15 protein-coding genes are annotated in these 18,990 nt (G+C 44.5%); 4 read left to right on the top strand and 11 right to left on the bottom strand.

Annotation, left to right across the window (positions count from 1 at the left end; translation table 11 throughout):
- Positions 1-4: 4 nt before the first annotated feature.
- From QUB33_RS08115 to fbp, 11 genes are all read right to left on the bottom strand, one after another.
- A complete protein-coding gene (locus tag QUB33_RS08115; protein ID WP_015176516.1) occupies positions 5-181 on the bottom strand; it encodes a DUF4089 domain-containing protein in 177 nt (58 codons plus the stop codon).
- Between the two features lie 120 nt (positions 182-301).
- Complete coding sequence (locus QUB33_RS08110) at positions 302-802, bottom strand: KGK domain-containing protein (protein ID WP_333349269.1); 501 nt, start codon at positions 800-802, stop codon at positions 302-304.
- 59 nt (positions 803-861) lie between these two features.
- Complete coding sequence (locus QUB33_RS08105) at positions 862-1,314, bottom strand: hypothetical protein (RefSeq protein ID WP_333349267.1); 453 nt, start codon at positions 1,312-1,314, stop codon at positions 862-864.
- An 11-nt stretch (positions 1,315-1,325) separates the two neighbouring features.
- Positions 1,326-1,634, bottom strand: coding sequence for a hypothetical protein (locus QUB33_RS08100; protein ID WP_333349265.1), 309 nt, complete (start codon positions 1,632-1,634; stop codon positions 1,326-1,328).
- A 26-nt stretch (positions 1,635-1,660) separates the two neighbouring features.
- The gene (gene codA / locus QUB33_RS08095) at positions 1,661-2,926 is read right to left on the bottom strand and encodes a cytosine deaminase (RefSeq protein ID WP_333349263.1); all 1,266 of its coding nucleotides are present in this window, start codon (positions 2,924-2,926) and stop codon (positions 1,661-1,663) included.
- Positions 2,927-3,138: 212 nt separating this feature from the next.
- The gene (locus QUB33_RS08090; protein ID WP_333349261.1) at positions 3,139-3,630 is read right to left on the bottom strand and encodes an ureidoglycolate lyase; all 492 of its coding nucleotides are present in this window, start codon (positions 3,628-3,630) and stop codon (positions 3,139-3,141) included.
- Between the two features lie 208 nt (positions 3,631-3,838).
- Positions 3,839-5,446 (bottom strand): cobyrinate a,c-diamide synthase, encoded by a 1,608-nt coding sequence (locus QUB33_RS08085; protein WP_333349259.1) that lies wholly within the window; start codon positions 5,444-5,446, stop codon positions 3,839-3,841.
- Between the two features lie 320 nt (positions 5,447-5,766).
- Complete coding sequence (gene opcA, locus QUB33_RS08080) at positions 5,767-7,131, bottom strand: glucose-6-phosphate dehydrogenase assembly protein OpcA (RefSeq protein WP_333349257.1); 1,365 nt, start codon at positions 7,129-7,131, stop codon at positions 5,767-5,769.
- 164 nt (positions 7,132-7,295) lie between these two features.
- The gene (gene zwf, locus QUB33_RS08075) at positions 7,296-8,825 is read right to left on the bottom strand and encodes a glucose-6-phosphate dehydrogenase (RefSeq protein ID WP_333349255.1); all 1,530 of its coding nucleotides are present in this window, start codon (positions 8,823-8,825) and stop codon (positions 7,296-7,298) included.
- Positions 8,826-9,086: 261 nt separating this feature from the next.
- Positions 9,087-10,241: a transaldolase gene (gene tal, locus QUB33_RS08070; RefSeq protein WP_333349254.1), complete on the bottom strand. Its 1,155-nt coding sequence runs from the start codon at positions 10,239-10,241 to the stop codon at positions 9,087-9,089.
- A gap of 181 nt (positions 10,242-10,422) precedes the next feature.
- Complete coding sequence (gene fbp, locus QUB33_RS08065) at positions 10,423-11,496, bottom strand: class 1 fructose-bisphosphatase (RefSeq protein ID WP_333349252.1); 1,074 nt, start codon at positions 11,494-11,496, stop codon at positions 10,423-10,425.
- A 226-nt stretch (positions 11,497-11,722) separates the two neighbouring features.
- Between fbp and QUB33_RS08060 the strand changes: the two genes are divergently transcribed.
- The 4 genes from QUB33_RS08060 (at position 11,723) to QUB33_RS08045 (ending at position 18,872) form a co-directional block, all read left to right on the top strand.
- Entirely contained in the window at positions 11,723-11,953 is a 231-nt protein-coding gene (locus QUB33_RS08060) for a DUF4058 family protein (protein ID WP_333349250.1), read from the top strand.
- A gap of 205 nt (positions 11,954-12,158) precedes the next feature.
- Positions 12,159-14,786 carry an ankyrin repeat domain-containing protein gene (locus QUB33_RS08055; RefSeq protein ID WP_333349247.1) on the top strand — a complete coding sequence of 876 codons (2,628 nt, stop codon included), beginning with the start codon at positions 12,159-12,161 and terminating at the stop codon, positions 14,784-14,786.
- Between the two features lie 29 nt (positions 14,787-14,815).
- Positions 14,816-16,174 carry a serine/threonine-protein kinase gene (locus QUB33_RS08050; RefSeq protein WP_333349245.1) on the top strand — a complete coding sequence of 453 codons (1,359 nt, stop codon included), beginning with the start codon at positions 14,816-14,818 and terminating at the stop codon, positions 16,172-16,174.
- Positions 16,175-16,589: 415 nt separating this feature from the next.
- Positions 16,590-18,872, top strand: a complete 2,283-nt coding sequence (locus QUB33_RS08045; RefSeq protein ID WP_333349244.1) for an AAA-like domain-containing protein — start codon at positions 16,590-16,592, stop codon at positions 18,870-18,872.
- The last annotated feature ends 118 nt before the right edge of the window (positions 18,873-18,990 follow it).

The following is an 18,990-nucleotide window of genomic DNA, read 5'->3' as shown; positions in this document are numbered from 1 at the left end:
AAATCTAAGGTTCAAACACCGGCGCGACTTCTACTTCTGGGGGTAAAGGGAATTCAGTAACGAGTCGGGCGATCGCAGCTATTCTCTCGAAGTTTACCACAACACCGGGCCGATGTTCCGGGTCTAACGGTAAGTTTATCAGTTCAGCAGTGCGATCGACATATTCTTCTACATTTACCATCAGTCCCTCCCAAAAAAACATCAGCGTTCATCCGCGTACATCCGCCCCCATCTGCGGTTTAAAATCTCAGGTTCAGATATAAGTGCGATCGATTATTGTATTGTAATCGCGATCGGGCAATCAGTTATTATTGCTCAGTTTTTTGTATTCCTCGGATTGTCTGATATCATCTAAAGGCGATTTTTGCTCTAGTGGTTCCTCAGGACAAAACTTTATAGATGTCTGCGTTTTCCCCGACTTAATATTTTTGTTGATTTCGATCTGAAGCTTTCCTGTTTGCCAACCCTTAGAACCAATTTTGAGGACTTGACAATCGATTCCTTCTTGAGGCGAGTTCCAGTTTATATCCCCTCCACTAATTATTGTTTCTTCGTTAATCCGCAGCTCGTTCATCCAGCTTATTATTATACCCTCGCGAGAGCGATCATTTTTTACAACATAAATCCCAAGTATCTCGCTCAACTTGCTGGCGGCTAGCTCTTTAAACCTGCCCACTGTAAAAGTAGCTTTACCCAATAACAAAACATCATCTTCGCCGTCTAGTGTCTCATAGCTTCTATTGATTTCAATTTTTTCGTCCATTTTTTTCACAATATTCTGATGCTTCATATTTGATACCATTTCCCGCTATCTTAGTCAAGCTGGTTAACCAAATAAATTGACTCTCGCACTTTGCCAACTCAAACACTGACAGTTTCCCGCAAATTCTCAACCGCAACATCCAGCGAAGGCAAATCAAAATCCTCAGCATCCATTAATTCCTTAACCTTCTCAAAAATCTCAACCTCCGCCTCTTCCTGATCCGTCAGCTTATCATAAAAATAAGGGTCAGTAAACCACTGCTCAAACGCTATCATTAACAAACCATTGGGCGAAAGTTCAAACCGCCAATACTTAGAAACCCTACTGTCAACCACTTCAAATAGCGGTGCCGGATTATGGATAGGATAATAGCTGTAATTATCATTACAGATGTAGTACCAAATAGTGCCTTTCCATTCTCGGATAGCATAAACAACATATTCCTTGCCTATAGTTAGTGGCAACTCAACTTTTCTAGTATAACCGCGTGGCGCATCTATATATGTTTCAGGCAGAGATTCACCCGTATTAGCAATACAACGAATTTTCATAACTTGATTACCTACAGATTTTTAGGGGCTGTTTTGGGATACTGTCGCTTGAACTTAAACTCCACATCTTGAAGAGTCTGACTGTTCCGAAACCAATGGACTTGTACAAAAGCTCCATTAATTTCAAAAGCCTCAATACTTGTCATTTTATCCCAATCTTCAGAATTCCCGCCATAAACAGCAATAAGTCTCGGTGCATCCCCCAACAATCTATCTGTACCGCAATGAATTACTATGCAATTACCAGCCTTAGCATCTTGCAGGAGCAATTGCTCTGGTAAATTTCTGGGACTCTCATCGGGAATAGCACCTTGATTCACAATTTAACAGCTTCAAATATTGTTTGTCAAACAGGATAAAAACTAATTTTAGCCGGTTCAGTTTCCGCCAGCAACTTTCCGCGCGAAATCACATACCGAACCGCAGCGCGCCTCCTAATTGCATCATAACAATCCTCAGCATCCAAGACAATCAAATTTGCAGGTTTCCCCGCATCTATCCCATAATTATCATCTCCCAGATTGAGAGTTTTAGCACCGTTGACAGTGACCATATTAAAACAAGCTGCAATCTCAGCCATTCCCGTCATCTGACAAACATGAACCGCCATATGAGCGACATCCAACATATTTCCCGTACCTAAACTATACCAAGGATCTTGCACGCAGTCGTGGCCAAAACTCACATTCAATCCCTGCTGCCACAACTCCTTAACTCGCGTCACCCCACGGCGTTTGGGATAAGTATCAGCGCGGCCTTGCAGGGTGATATTAATTAAAGGATTGGCGATGAAATTAATTCCAGATTTTGCCAAACTTCCCATCAGCTTAAAAGCATAAGCATTGTTGTAAGAACCGAAAGCCGTCGTGTGGCTTGCAGTCACCCGCGAACCAGCCCCGCTTCTAATCGCACAAGCTGCTACCACCTCCAAAAATCTCGACTGTTCATCATCGATTTCATCGCAGTGAACATCTATTAATCTATTGTATTTTTCAGCAAGTTCAAAAATTCGCTCAACCGACTTCACCCCATCTTCCCGCGTCAACTCATAATGCGGAATCCCGCCGACAGCATCCGCACCCATATCGAGAGATTTTTCTAAAAGTTTGTCATTTTCTGAACTTCCGTAAATCCCGTCTTGGGGAAAAGCCACAACTTGCAGAGTCATCCAATCTTTGACTTGTTCTCGAACTTCCAAAAGTCCTTGCAAAGCAGTCAGCGTCGGTTCGCTAACATCAGCGTGACTCCTGACAAACAAAATCCCTTGAGACGCTTGCAGCCTTAAAGTTTCAATAGCCCGTTTTTTGACATCTTCCAGAGTTAAACTTTGCTTGCGTTCCCCCCAGATTTGAATTCCCTCGAACAAAGTGCCGCTTTGATTCCATCGCGGTTCCCCCGCAGTCAAAGCCGAATCGAGATGAATGTGCGACTCCACAAAAGGAGGACTAACTAATTTGCCTTGAATGTCGATTTCGCGTTCCCCAAGTTCTGAGATGTGCGGCGAAACGGCGACTATTTGCTCATTATCAATAGCAATATCTACCGTTGGGCGATCGCCCGCACCTAACAAACGACATTCGCGCAGAACAATGCTATACTTTTGCTCAGGCATGACAATTGCACATATTTTAATACTTGCAAACTTTATCTTTCCGGCGTTGCGATTCAGCCTAGTGAGGCCAAAAGAATTCCCCAATCACTTGCGAACCCCCTCCTTCTCCTCCTCTGCGTCCTCTGCGCCCTCTGCGGTTAAAAAATCTTACTCAAAAAACCCACCTATAACAATAATTACCAAAAAGAAAGCGCAACTACAAATCGCCAACATCAGACAATCTCAAACTCCAGATTGTGATTTTTCACAAAATCAAAGGTAAAATGGTCAACCACATTAGTATTGCTCAATTCCAGATTGTAAAAATCAACAAAATCCGCATCAAAATACGGCCCAGCGTGCCAAGTCCCCACATCTAACTTAATAAAACAATTGCCCGGAATCCGAAAAGCAGCCATATCCTCTAAACTCGGTTTATAGCTATCCCCAGGAGGCGCAACCGCCATCAACCACTCCTTCCCTTCCAAAGAACCCAAACACTGAGTACATTGAACGTGTCGTGTAATTTTGCCAAACTTGCGACCTTTCTCGTGCAGCCGCATAATGTAAAATCTAGGAATGCCATTTTGCAAGTTTAACTGAGCATCCTCAGCATCGAAAGACTTGCCATCAACAGCCGCAAAGATAACTTGACCGTAACTCCGAAAATTCTCCGGTGTTACCCATTGTGCGGACAACTGCTTAGTTGAAATTGATTCGCTCATAAATGCCAACACCCCTAACTTTCTCCGTCATAAATATTCTAATATAAATAGTAAGACCACTGGATTTATACCTTGAGTGCAGCCAGGAATAGGCTTTTCGACATCCCAAAAAACTGAATTGATTTACTGCCAAAGCGCTACAGACATTACCTATCTTCTGCATCCTCTTCATTCTCTTCCTTCGTGTCCTTCGCGTCTTCGCGGTTCGTTAAAAAGATATTACTTGAGATCGATCGCCCAAAACACCCTTACAATCAAAATCAGCACACTGCTGCAAAAAACGAGCCGGAATATCAGGGCGAGCACCCCAATGCAAATGCAAGTAAGAAGCGTGCACCTGACAAACTCCCCAACCTTCAGCAACCGCCTCAACTTCCCCCCGCTTCCCATACCTCCAACTGTGATAAACTGGATTACTCGGTTCCACAGTTAAATGCGATCGATGAAACTCATGTCCCCAAACTTCATCAAAAGCAGTTAACACCGAACTATCCCTCACCGCCACAGCTTCTCGGTATCCCAGCGTCAAACGCTTTCCCATCGCAGCAGCAGTTTCCAACACTCCCACCCCTGCCCAAGAATTGCCATCGAAGTCTACAATAGAATCGCACAAATACATCAAACCGCCACACTCCGCATAAGTCGGCATTCCCGAAAAAATCGCACTTCTTACCGCATCCCGAATTAAAACATTACCGCTCAAATTTTGAGCAAACACTTCGGGAAAACCACCACCAAAATACAACCCTTGCACATTGTCAGGAAAAACAGCATCATCAAGCGGACTCCAAAATACCAAATCCGCACCCAACTCTTCCAACAAATCAAGATTGTCCTGATAGTAAAAATTAAAAGCCCGATCGCGCGCAACTGCAATCCTCACTCCAAATTGTTTCCCCAAACTGTTGACAACATCATCTTTTTTAACTACAATTCCCGAAGGGAGATTGTGTCTACCAAAAAGTTGCTCAGACCCCTCAGCCCCCTCATTTCGAGTTGCAGCCAACAAAGGCAAAAGTTGCTCCCAGTCAAAACTAACAGCAGCCAAATCAGCCAACTTATCGATCGCAGCATGAAGATTCGGCAACTCCTCAGCAGGAATCAAACCCAAATGTCGATCGGGAATAGTAACAGCCTCATCCCTACGCAAAACGCCCAAAATAGGTAAATTGAGCGGTTTGAGAGCATCTTGAAGCAACTCCAAATGTCGATCGCTCGCCACCCGATTCAGCACCAAACCAGCGAATTTAAGGTCAGGGTTAAAAGAACGAAAACCGTGGGCGATCGCAGCCACAGAACCAGAGAGCCTGCTGCAATCTATCACAAACAATATCGGCAAATTCAGCAAATAAGCAACATGAGCCGTAGAAGCAAAGGAAATAGAATAGTGTTGTTTTCCTTCTGGCTTCCTTAAATTTGTTAAATCCGTTAAATCCTTTACATCTCGTACAATCGTTGCCGAACTTCTATCGGTTACATCCGTTACATCCGTTACGAAATCCGTTGCCGAACTTTCTTCTTCTTTCTTCCGAGAAACACCATCAAATAGCCCCATTACGCCTTCAACTAAGGCATAATCGACATCTTGGATATGACGAGAAAAACACTTTTTTACATAAGATTCAGACGTTAATACCGGGTCTAAATTCCGACAGGGGCGACCAGTAACAAAAGCATGAAACATCGGATCGATATAATCGGGACCAACCTTAAACGATTGAACATTCAAGCCGCGACGGATTAAAAAAGCTAAAAGGGCGATCGTTACAGTAGTCTTTCCCGCACCGCTGCGTTCGCCAGCAATTACTAAAGCCATAGTTCTAGATTAGTTACAAAAAATACAGAAATCAGACAGGTGATAAAATTATGAGTATTGGTCTTGAACTTCTCCAATAATACCAATTTAACGAACCGCAAAGACGCGAAGGGCGCGAAGGAAGAATGAGAATAATATAGGTAATTTCGTTGCTTTTTAGAAGTAATTTATAGTTTTGAGTCAAAGAACATTATTAATTCAAAACTCATAACTTAAAATTCATAACTCCTAAAAAAGTAGGGCAGACATTGCCTGCCCCACTGAATATTAACTCAATCCTTCTTCCTTCTTCCCTCTTCCTTCTTCCTTCTTCCTTCTCTTTACCGCTTAGCCAACTTCAGCATTTGAGCCGTCACTGCCAAACTTTCTTCGTAAAGCACATCTCGGCCCCAACTCTGCAAGTGCTGGCCCAGCAAGTGTTCCGTCACCTGATCGAACAGAGGACTCACCTGGTTAAACCGATCGGTTTGAGCGCCACCCTTCGTTTCCATCCGCATACAGCCACCCACTTCCGAACATAGAACTGTACCGCAGTCAGCCTTTTCGTTCGTAGAGTTCAAACGCAGAGCAATCAAATCGCCCGGGATATCGCCCGTATCAGCAGTAGGAATACCAGCCAACTCGGCTTCCACAACCCGTTCGTCGGGACCCTCGAATGTAATTCGCTTGATGTGGTAATCGCCCTCCTCCTGCTTAAAAGCAACAGGACGCCACTGAAGTCGGCTCGCCAGCCAGCCCAAATACATTAGCGCTTGAGTAGAATTGCCGTGTTCGTAATCGATCGTCACCCGATCGATTTCCCGAATCGCAGCGCGACGTTCCGGGGCGTCAAAAGCCTCAGCAGCCAACTCTTGCCACGCGGCCAACCGTCGCCAATTGAGATCCGCAATCGGAATTCCCTCCTCGATCAGACTTTGCATCAACAGCAATTCAGATTCAGACTCGGCAAAGCTGCTAGAGTCAACAATCACAGAACTGCTAGTTGCTGCCAGCCGCTGGAACAAACCTCGATCGGCATCAGGATTCGCCTTCCACCACAGCAGGGTCGGCAAATCCGGGATCGTCAACGCCGTCACGATGCCGCTCACCCGTTCCAGAGCAGCTTCCGTACCCCGTAGGGTAATGTACTCGCAGCAGATCAGATTGCCGGTGGTGCGCTTGTGAACCGGACAATAAGCAGCCACTTGAGCCTGCACGCCTGTATCTTCCCCCGCCGTCGGGCACAGAGCAATAATCCGGCAGGGATTGGCAGCCACGATCGCGTCAGCCACCCCCGAGCCCCCGGAACCCAAACCACTCGATCCCATCTCCTCGCCATTTGAATTTTTGCGAGCCACTTCTTCCCGCAAAATCGCCAGCAATTCAGCATTAGGTTTGCCAGTTCTCGGCAGCCCGTAAGCTTTTTGAGCCGCCCTGATGCTAGATGCCGTCATCGGCCCGGTAATACCGTCCACCGGCCCGTCGTAAAACCCCAGATCCGCTAATAAACGCTGAGTTTCTTCGGGTTCGTAGACTACAAAAGTAAAAGTTGTTGCCCTACTAGCGATCGGAGAATCGCCCTTTGAACCAGATTCTCTGTAACTTTCCCAAATTTTACTCAATTCGGCCTCTATCTGGTCGAGCGACACATCTTTAGGATTTTGCAGCGAAACCAGAGGCGGAGCTTTCATCGGTGTCATCGTCATAAATCTTTTCTCCTTTCTTATTTGTTATTAGTCATTCGTCATTGGTTCTTAGTCATTAGTCATTCGTCATTGGTTCTTAGTCATTGGTTCTTAGCTAATCAATAATGACTAATCTTGACCAATAAACTAATGACTGCTGACTAATGACTGCTGACCCATGACTCTTAAAGTCTGCGCCACTTGCGACCGTCTCTGTTAATTAGCAGTTCTGCTTCCGCCGGTTCCCAAGTACCCGCTTCGTATTTAGGAACCAACTCCTGTTCGTTGGACGATTCCCAATCCATCAGCGCCGGCGTTACCACCCGCCAAGCTTCTTCCACTTCATCAGAACGGGTAAACAAAGTTTGGTCGCCCAGCATACAGTCAATTAACAGTCGATCGTAAGCATCCGAAGATGTCACCCCAAAAGAAGAACCGTAACTGAAATCCATATCCACCGTCCGCGTCCGTAAATCCGGCCCCGGCATTTTCGCCTCAAACCTCAGCGAAATCCCCTCGTTGGGATGCACGCGCATGGTCAAAACGTTAGGAGTAGTTTGTTGGGCTGCGGACTGAAAAATTAGCAGCGGCACTTCGCGGAACTGAATCGCAATTTCGCTAACTTTTTTCGGCAACCGCTTGCCGGTTCGCAGGTAGAAAGGCACTCCCTGCCAGCGCCAGTTGTCAATCATAAACTTCATCGCCACAAAAGTCGGCGTTGTCGAGTTGGGAGCAACCCCCGGTTCTTCGTGATAACCTGGCACCTGTTTGCCCTTCATCCAACCGGCGGAATATTGACCCCGAATCGCTGAGAACTCCAAGTTATGCAAATCTGCCAAGCGAGTTGCTTGCAGAACTTTCATCTTTTCGGTGCGGATGCTGTCAGCGTCGAGCGAGTTCGGCGGTTCCATCGCCGTCAGACAGAAAATCTGCATCAAGTGGTTTTGCAGCATATCCCGCAACGCCCCAGAGGATTCGTAGTAACCCGCCCGGTCTTCTACGCCTACTGTTTCTGCAACTGTAATTTGTACGTGATCGACAAATTGCCGATTCCACAGCGGTTCAAAAATCGCGTTAGCAAACCGGAACACCATTAAATTCTGAACAGTTTCTTTACCCAAATAGTGGTCGATCCGGTAAACTTGCTGTTCTTGGCAAACCTTCTGCACGACTCGGTTGAGAGCTTTTGCCGAGCTCAAGTCTCGGCCGAAGGGTTTTTCTATTACCAAGCGGTGTTTTACTGGATCTACCAGCATTTGAGCCTCGCCCAGTTGCCTAATTGCTTCTGGGAAAAAGTTCGGGGAAACTGAGAGATAAAATATGTGATTGCCGCGAGTTCTCCTTTCTTCGTCGAGTTCCGCTAAGAAATCTTTGAGTTTTTGATAGCTTTCGGGGTTGTCAATGTCGCCCGGACAGTAGTACAAACCTTTAGCGAATTCTTGCCAAAATTCTTCATTGCCAATGCCTCCGCCAAATTCTTCAATGCCTTCGCGCATTTGCTCTCGGAAGTAATCGTGACTCCAAGGGCGGCGGGCTACTCCCACGACTGTAGTTTCCGGTGGCAAGCGTCGATCGCGCTTCATCTGATAAATTGCAGGTACCAGTTTGCGCTGGGTGAGATCCCCAGAAGCTCCGAAGATTACCAGAATTTGTGGTTCCGGCACCCGTTCTTTTCGCAAACCGACCCGCAGTGGATTTTCAAGTAGCGTTACCATTATTTATTTTCCTTGTTCTAGTGCTGTTAACCGTGCCAAAACACCATGATAGTTTGCGGTCATTTCTGCTAGTTTCTGGGTGAGAGAGTTAATCGCTTCTTCATACTGCTAGAGGAGGCAGATGATTTTGCTCTCTAGGAACTCTGAGAGGCATTAATCTCAAAAATCCTAGAGAGGATTTAAAACTCAGCATTTAAGAAGCCAAACAATTATCTATTCCGACTCCTAAATGCTTCTGCCTTCAAGGATACAGATATCTGTCTAGGCGACGGGTGACAACTTCTGCACTTTCTCTTGCAAGGAATCCATCAGGGATTGAAACGGGGTGACGAATTTATCAATCCCGTCCAAGAGCAAGTCTGTCATCACTTGGTCCAAGTTGATGTCGATGTCGGGATCTTTGAGACTTTCGATCAGGGTGTAAGCTTCTTCAACGTTGTTCTCAATCCGGGGTGCGACATCGCAGTGATCGAAACAAGCTTCAACAGTGTTCGGCGGCAGAGTGTTAACGGTGTCGGGGCCGATTAGTTCATCGACGTACATGACATCGCTGTAGTTGGGGTTTTTGGTGCTGGTGGAAGCCCACAGCAAGCGCTGTACTTTCGCTCCCTTGGCTGCTAAAGCTTGCCAGCGATCGCTCGCTACGATCTCTTTATACTTCTGGTAAGCTACCTTCGCATTGGCGATCGCAATTTTCCCCTTCACTGCTTCCAGTTTAGCTTTTGTGGAAATATCGGTGACATTTTTGAGTTTCTCATCAATCTTGCCATCGATATTGATGTCGATCCGGCTCAAGAAGAAACTGGCAACAGAAGCAATATTGCTCACATCCAAACCTTTAGCCACCCGCGCTTCCAAACCGCGAATGTAAGCCCAGAAGGTTTCGACGTAGCTGTCAACCGAGAACAGTAAAGTCACGTTAACGTTAATCCCTTCGCTGATGACTTGCTCGACTGCGGGCAAACCTTGAGCGGTTCCCGGAATCTTAATCATCACGTTTTCTTTGCCGAGGGCTTTGTAATAGCGTATGGCTTCGCTAATCGTGCTTTCTGTGTCGTTGGCGATCGTCGGTGGCACTTCAATGCTGATGTAGCCGTCCAAACCCTTCGACTCTGCGTAAACTGGGGCGAAGATGTCGCAAGCGTTACGGATATCTTCAAATACCAGAGATTCATAAATCTCCATTACAGATTTACCCGCCCGGATGCCCGCTTCGATATCCGCGTCGTAAATCACATTACCCGCGATCGCTTTCTCAAAAATAGCCGGATTAGATGTAATCCCGCGCAGTCCCCGACTTTCAATCATCTGTTTGAGCTCGCCGGACTTGATCAGATCGCGAGTCAAATTGTCCATCCAGATACTTTGGCCAATTTCTTTGATTTCTAACAGGTGATTCGTTGGTGTTGCTGTCATTACTGTAACTCCTACAATTTGATAGTTGTTTATTGGGACTTGGAAATTGGAAATTGGAAATTGAAAATTGGTAATTGAAAATTGGCAATGGGGAATTGGTAATTGGGAGTGGAAATTTATAAGTTAAAACCCTCTTCCTTCTTCCCTCTTCCTTCTTCCTTCTTCCCTCTTCCTTCTTCCTTCACTGTTGGACTGTTCTAGGATTGCGCGATCGATCTTGAATAAAAGACTCGACCATCGCTACATTTTGTTTACTGCCGATAATCAAGGGCGATCGCTCGTGCAGTTTGGTCGGCACAACGTCTAAGATGTCTTGAATGCCCGTACTGGCGCGCCCGCCGGCTTGCTCCATCAAAAACGCCAAAGGAGCCGATTCGTAGAGCAAACGCAATTTGCCTTCCGGGTTTTTCACCGTTCCCGGGTACAAAAACACGCCTCCCTGGAATAAAATCCGGTGGAAATCTCCCACCAAAGCCCCGCCGTACCGGGCGGTGTAGCCTTCGCTGCGGTGTACGTAGCGAATGTAGTCTCTCAAAGATTCCTCCCACTGCCAGAAGTTGCCTTCATTAACGCTGTAAATCGGGCCGCGATCGGGAACCTTAATGTTTTCGTTAGCTAGAATAAACTCGCCCAAACTGGGATCGAGAGTAAAGGAATGAACACCCTGACCGATCGAATAAACCAGCATGGTACTCGGGCCGTAGAGTACGTAGCCGGCCGCTATTTGTTTGTGTCCGTGTTGCAGCAAGTCGGAAGCAGAACCGTCTTCATCGTCCCCCTCTTGCTTGCGGATGCTGAATATGGAGCCGACATTGAGATTGATGTCAAGATTGGAAGAACCGTCTATGGGGTCGTAGAGCAGACTGTAGCGTCCGATCGGACAGTTTTCGGGAATGTAGTAGGGTTTTTCCATTTCCTCGGAAGCCAAGCGGCAGACAAGTCCGCTTTGCTGGAATACCGAGATAAACACTTCATTGGCATAGATATCCATCTTTTTGACGGATTCTCCCTGCACGTTCGTAGCCCCTGTAAACCCCAAGGCATCTGCCATTAATCCGGCTCTGCTGAGCCGCCTGGCGATCAGCTTGGCCGCCAGCCCGATGCGATTCATCAGGGCACTCAGATCCTGAGCATCTGCTGAAAAGCTGTGGAGTTGCTGGAGTACGTGACGGGAGAGAGTCGTGCAATCTCGGTCTAAGGCTTGCACCTGATCGATCGGGCCCAGTCGGGCTTCCCCTGTCGGCGCTTGTACCATGATATTGATAACCTCCCTGTCTTGCGGCTCTGAGTTTGGGATTTTCAGGTGCTTGACACTTGCGCCTGAATCGGCTATTAGACCGATCGTCCCCTAACTTCTATCTTAGGGAGGGTTTTGCCAAAGGGCGTCGAACTTTAGGTGAATTTTAGATCCCGATCTAAAATTGAGGCGTTCGATCGACTGTTGAGTCGGGAATTGTATCCAAAATCACTACTTTTTTTGATTGACCGCAGAGGACGCAGAGGGCGCTGAGAGAGAAAGTGGCGATAGAGAAGCCTACGAACGTTGGCTAGCATCTCAAAAAGACCGACAACTTCCTTTGCGCGAAGAAGATGTAGAACCTATTGTTAATTTGCCGGAATTGCTTGCAGGCATTTACGATCGCGTCGGCTATGATTATCGGCTCGATTACGATCGAGATCCCGTACGTAAATTTTCGCCAAAGGTGATATGACACTCCAAAATTCTGGGTAAGTTATCCATAGAAATACGGTAATTGAAATTTAAGCAAATATACAGAGTCCGTCATTGACTTTTCTATTGACTTGTTTGAAATATACTCAAACACTCAATTTACATTGCATAAATTTTTCAAAATTTGGGGTTTAAAAACCCAAATATAAAATGTTTGTTTGTACTCATCAACCCAGGATAATGCTATGGATATTGTTGAACAAATTCCCCATAACTTAGTCAACCACTATCAGATTAAAAATCTTCTTGGAGAAGGCGGTAGTAGCACAACTTATGAAGCCGTTGACCTCAAAACACACCAGCGAGTCGCACTCAAAGCTTTGTCTTTACAGAAGATGAATGACTGGAAAGTCCTGGAACTATTTGAACGAGAAGCCAATGTTTTATCAAAAGTGAATCATCCGGGAATTCCGCGTTATTTGGATTATTTTTATGTCGATACTCCCGATAACCGTTGTTTTTATATAGTACAAGAACTGGCAGAAGGGCAATCTCTAGCAAGTTTAGTCGAAAGTGGCTGGCACGCTAGTGAGTCCGAAATTCAACGCATTGCAACACAAATTTTGGAGATTTTAGTTTATCTCCATTCACAGACACCACCTGTTATCCACCGGGATATTAAACCAGAGAATATTGTTTTCAAATCGCCCATCAATTCCCACAAACAAAAAGACTGGGAAGTCTGCTTGGTAGATTTTGGAGCCGTGCAAAACACTTATAACAATACTTTAATGCGAGGAAGTACCGTAGTTGGAACCTATGGTTATATGGCTCCAGAACAATTTCTCGGACAAGCCGTACCTGCAACAGATTTATATGGTTTAGGAGCGACCTTGTTGTATTTACTAACCCACCGTTCCCCCGCCGAATTACCAACAAATATACTAGAGAAAGATTTTCGCTCTCAAATTCAGATTTCTTCAGCATTTGCCGATTGGTTAGGAAAAACGATCGCGCCAGATTTAGAAAACCGCTTTAACTCGGCAAAAGAAGCGCTTGAATTGCTGCGGAATCATCGAATAGTTAGCGTTAAATCCGAGCAGACGCAATGGAAAAAACGCCTTAAAATAGGAATTGCTGCTATTGCTACTGTTGCTGTTTTAAATCACCTTAAATATCCCATCCTCAACCGGATTGGATTTACCCCCCAAGCAGTTGTCCAGGCTGTCGGACAGGGAGATACTAAAACTATTAGGCATTATCTGGATCTTGGTATTAGTGCCAATACCAGGATAGATAATCTTAATTTACTACACTTTGCTGGCTCAAAAGAGGTGGCAGAATTGTTAATTGCTAATGGTGCAGATGTCAAAGCTAAGGATACATATGGCTTTACCCCGTTACACTTTGCTGCTGCATTCGATCGCATAGAAGTAGCACAGACGCTAATTGCTAAAGGTGCAGATATTAACGCCCAGAGCGCACCTCATCTTGATTGGGATGTGTCGAGGTCGGGGTCTATATGGACTTCTAAATTGCGAAGGTTTTTACCTGACAATAGTATGGGTACAACTCCTCTATTCTTTGCGCGATCGCCTGAAATGGCCAAGTTGCTGATTGCTAAAGGTGCGAATGTCAATGCCAAAAACAAAAATGGCATAACTCCTCTACATACGGCGCAATCAAAGGCGATCGCACAAATACTACTCGCTGCAGGCGCAAAAATTAACATCAAAGAAGACAATGCTCGAAATGGCAAGAATACAACTTTATTACATAACGCAGCAAAAATAGGCTTTAAGGAGTTGGTACAACAGCTAATTAACGACGGCGCAAATATTGTTGTCCGGGATAGTTACAAAAGAACTCCACTGCACTATGCAGCTACCAAAGAAGTTGCTGCTTTGCTAATGCTGGATATCAACGCTAGGGACGAATATGGAAATACTCCGTTACACCTAGCTGTTCGAGATAATCGCCCAGAAATCGTCTATTTTTTAATTAAAAATGGTGCAAAACTCAATGTTGAAAATAAAGAGGGCAATACTCCCTTACACCTAGCTGTTCAATACGATAGCCAACACTCATATCTTCCACGTAATCGCCTAGAAATCGTCTCTTTTTTAATTGCTAAGGGTGCGAAACTCAATGTTAAAAATAATCAGGGACAGACTCCTCTACATATTGCTGTGTTAAATAGGAGGTTTCCTAGTTACAATAATATGCAGAATATCGATCGACTGCTGCTAGAGCATGGTGCCGAAATTAATATCCAGGATAATAACAAAACAACTCCACTGGATATCGCAGTAGACAGGCAACTTGAGGATACAGTAGCGTTGATGATTAGTAAACACCCAGATGTTAATAGCGAATACAAATATGGCAGAACCTTACTGCATATCGCTGTCGATTTCAAACTTAAGGATGCAGCCAAACAACTCATTGCCAAAGGTGCATTCGTTAATGCCAAAAATAACTTGCTTCAAACTCCCCTGCATCTTGCCACTACTCGAGGCTGTCTAGATATCGTTGAACTGCTAATTGCTAAAGGTGCGAGGGTTAACGTTAGAAATGTGAAAGGTCAAACTCCATTGTATCGAGCGATCGCGCTCGGACACAATGATATTGCAGCACTGCTAATTAACAACGGTGCAGATGTTAATAATATAGATGTATCTGGCACAACTCCACTCCACCAAGCCGCACATTATGGCACTGTAGAAATCTTAAAAATGCTGATTGCTAAAGGTGCAAAAATTGACGCTACAAACTCTTATGGCGATACGCCGCTAAAGATAGCAGAAACCGACTCGAATCCCCACCGAGAAGCAGCAGCCGAAATACTTAGATCTCACGGCGCAACAAACTAATTATCCAAAATAAACCCAGGCACAAAAATATGGAAACACTACAACAATCGGAAAAAATTTTTGCTGAAAGATATCGCATTCTCGGTAAACTAGGACAGGGTGGAGTTGGGATCACCTATGCTGCTGTAGATTTAAACAGCAATCAAAAAGTTGCACTCAAAGCTTTATCCCTGCGCCTGACAACTGAATGGAAGAAAGTCGAGTTATTTGAACGAGAAGCAAAAACTTTATCGGGATTGAATCATCCGGGAATTCCTCGCTACATTGACTACTTTCAAGTTGATACTTCCCAAGATCGTTGTTTTTATATCGCCCAACAACTCGCACCGGGAAAATCTCTCGCACAGTTGGTAGAAAATGGCTGGAAACCAAATGAATCGCAAGTTCGTCATATCGCCGATAAAGTGCTAGAAATTATAGTTTATCTGCAATCGCTGTTACCTGCTACTATCCACCGAGATATTAAACCCCAAAATATTATTCTCCAAAAAAATGGGCGCGTCTTCCTAGTTGATTTTGGCGCAGTTCAAAATACTTACCATCATACCGTTACAGGAGGCAGTACCGTTGTCGGAACCTACGGTTACATGGCACCAGAACAATTCAGAGGAAAAGCTGTATTATCAACAGATTTGTATGGATTAGGCACAACGCTGCTTTTCTTGTTAACCCAGAAATTTCCATCCGATCTACCCAGACACAAGCTGAAGGTACAATTCCGCGATCGCGTCTCTATTTCTCCAGAGTTTGCCGACTGGTTAGAGAAGATAGTTGAACCCGAAGTTGAAGATCGATTTCAATCAGCAAAAAATGCTTTATCAGCGCTGCGAGGGGAACAGCCAAGCGGGATTAATCCCGAAAAAATTTTTAAGCGATCGCCCCAATCACGAATTACTTTAATTGATGCTAAACGGTGGTTATTAATCAAGATACACCCCGATCGTTCACCTAGCAAAATCAAGTGTTTTTTCCAGTTCATTCATCTGAGTTATAAATTTTTACTTCCCTTCTCTTTGATTCTGGTATTTTTTATATTTAACTTGTCTCAATACGCTGTTGCCGACTGGCTAAGTAAATTATTTAACCAATTTTTCGTTATATCAATGCTAGCTATAATAATAGCTACCGTATTTTATGCTTTGATGTTCTTGTGTAGGTGCTTGTGTAGGATTGCTTCTCCTCTATTTACTAGACCAATTCAAATCAGTCCTCAAGATATCCAGCGGGTAAAGTTGAGCGGAATTCATCTGCCATTACTCAAAATATCGATGACTTTTTGCCGAATTCGCACCAAATCGCGTAACTATTGTTTTGGCTTGTTTTTGCCACAAGCTGAGAAAGAATGGTTGGTAGGAGAATTGAATAATTGTTTAAGCAAACTAAAGTAAATCATTTTTGTTATCCACAGATTTGATAAAAAACCCGTTTTTTTTTGAGTGCGTGGATTAAATAAATGCGAAAGTATAGAAGATTTTATGTACTAATTTAGGCAATAATAATTATCAAAAAATCCTGGATAGGGCATGAGAATAAAACTATAAAGAATCTCGATATTTATGAAATAGGACTGCAAAAGGGGAAGGCGATCGCACTTGTGGAATACGTAGCTAAAAAGATTAGTTGAGAGTCGCGATCGCCTTTTCGATTGGTTATGCTTGACTCAGGGCGATCGTTTCTGCCAGTTTACCGCTCAACAAAAATAAAGATGTTTGTGCTTAAATACCGTCAAGGCAAGAAATATCTCGCCCTGAGTGGGGTAGTGTCCTTAAGCTCCAGTATCTCCTAAGCGTGAAGGTTCGATTGATGAGTATTTCTACTCGAAATAAAAAAACTATCCTGTTTTTAGCAGCCAACCCCAAAAATACCACCCCTGTGGACTTACAGAAAGAGGCGAAGGAAATTGCAGAGGGGTTGCAACGCTCTAAAAAGGCCGACAAGTTCCAACTTGAGCAACAGTGGGCGGTGACACCCAGAGAAATGCAGCGAGCCATATTAGATTATAAACCAGAGATTGTGCATTTCTCCGGGCATGGTGCAGGAGAAGGGGGTTTAGCCCTAGAAGATGATATGGGGCAGATTAAGCTGGTAAATGCCAAAGCTTTGGCAGCTTTGTTTGAGGCGTTTAAGGAGTACGTGGAGTGCGTCATACTCAACGCTTGCTATTCAGAAGTGCAAGCGGCTGCGATCGCACGTCACATTCCCTATGTGATCGGCATGAAGCAAACGGTGGGAGATCAGGCCGCACGAGAATTTGCTGTAGGTTTTTACGATACGTTGGCGGCGGGGGAGTCGATCGAACGTGCCTATAAGTTGGGTTGCGTTAGCATCAGCATGGCAGGAATTTCCGAAGAACTTACGCCGGTATTAAAGAAGAAGTCGGAGTTTTCTCAGTTGGATGCAGCAGAGCGATCGCGCGATGGTTCTGTTAGCGATATCGTTGAGGAGTCGTCGCCTGTGCTGGAAAATGCGCGATTATTGAGCGGCGCACCTCCCATTTTGATTTCCAACTTAGACAACCCAGAAGGTTCTGTTAGTTTAGATTCACCCCTATATATTGACCGGCCTCCTATTGAATCGGACTCCTACCAAACTATTGTTAAGCCCGGAGCTTTAATCCGAATCAAAGCCCCGCGGCAAATGGGAAAAACTTCCTTAGTGCAGCGAATTTTATACCACGCCAAAGAACAGGGATATCAAACTGCTTATTTGAATTTTCAATCGGCTGATGGCAGTTTTCTCACAAATATTGATGAGTTATTGCAGTGGTTTTGTGGTGAGATTACCAATGAATTAAATTTAGAAGACAGGTTAGGAGAATATTGGAGAGGCGTTCTCGGCAGTAAAAATAAAAGCACCAAGTATTTCCAACGCTATCTATTATCTGACAGCGATCTGCCTCTTGTTTTAGGGTTAGATGAAGTCGATCGCATTTTTCAGCATTCCGAAATAGCCACCGACTTCTTTGGATTATTACGAGCTTGGCACGAGCGGGGCAAAAATGAGGAAATTTGGAAAAAGCTGAGGTTAGTCATTTCTCACTCTCAAGAAGTTTATATCCCTCTCAATATTAATCAGTCGCCATTTAACGTGGGATTGCCCATAGAGTTACCTGAACTCACTCAGAGACAGGTAACAGATTTAGTGAATCGACACCGATTAAATTGGTCCAATCAAGAGATTTGTGACCTGATGGAAATGGTAGGCGGTCATCCTTATTTAGTTCGAGTTGCTCTCTACCAAGTTGCCAGGGGGAGAATTACCTTAGATAGCTTGCTAAAAGTCGCTCCTACTGAAGAAGGCCCTTACTACGATCATTTACGACGGCATTTAGTTAACTTGGAAACAGATGCAGAACTAGCAGCAACAATTAGACAAGTGATTAACAGCGAACAACCTGTAGAAATTAATACCGGAGAGGCTTTTAAATTGCGAAGCATGGGGTTGATAAAATTTCAGGGAAATGCTGTAATGCCGTTGTGTGGTTTGTATCGTCAATATTTTAGCCATCGCCTAGCCTCTCCCCGAGCGAATATGACTGCTGTCCAACCACCTAATAACTCATCAAGCTTGCCCGTAGAGAGTAATTTAGCAGCTATTATTTTCTCGGATGTAGTTAATTCCACCGCCTTATCAGTTGCTAACCAAAAGCTGACACTAGAATTAGTGAATCGAGATTTCAATATCATCCGAGGCATCTGCGCTAAACATCAAGGCAAAGTCCTTAAAGAAATGGGCGATGGTTTATTAATGTGCTTTCCCGAAAGTGCCGTAAAAGCAGTTGCCTGTGCACTAGAAATACAACGAAGTCTCGCCCAAGCTGCTACAACCTTACCTCCAAGTCATGTCCTCCAACATCGCATTGGTATTCACTTGGGGGAAATATTCTCTTTTAATAATGATATCAGAGGGGCTGGTGTAAATTTAGCGGCTCGTTTAGAAGGGAAAGCAGAGCCAGGAGGAATCTGTATTTCTGAGATAGTTTATCAAGTCGTTAAAACCCATTTATCTTTAAATGTGATTGACTTAGGAATGCAACCGTTAAAGGGAATTTCTGAACCTGTACGGCTGTACAAATTGATTCCTTGATACTCTGATTTTCACCTATAAATTAACAATGACCTATGAAGGATTATCAATATCAAGTGGGAGGTAGCCTGCCTGCAAACGCCCCAACTTATGTCACTAGAAAGGCGGATGAAGAACT

It is taken from the genome of Microcoleus sp. B3-A4, from assembly GCF_036705385.1.
Classification (GTDB): domain Bacteria; phylum Cyanobacteriota; class Cyanobacteriia; order Cyanobacteriales; family Microcoleaceae; genus Microcoleus.
This window is presented reverse-complemented; position numbering and strand designations above follow the sequence as displayed.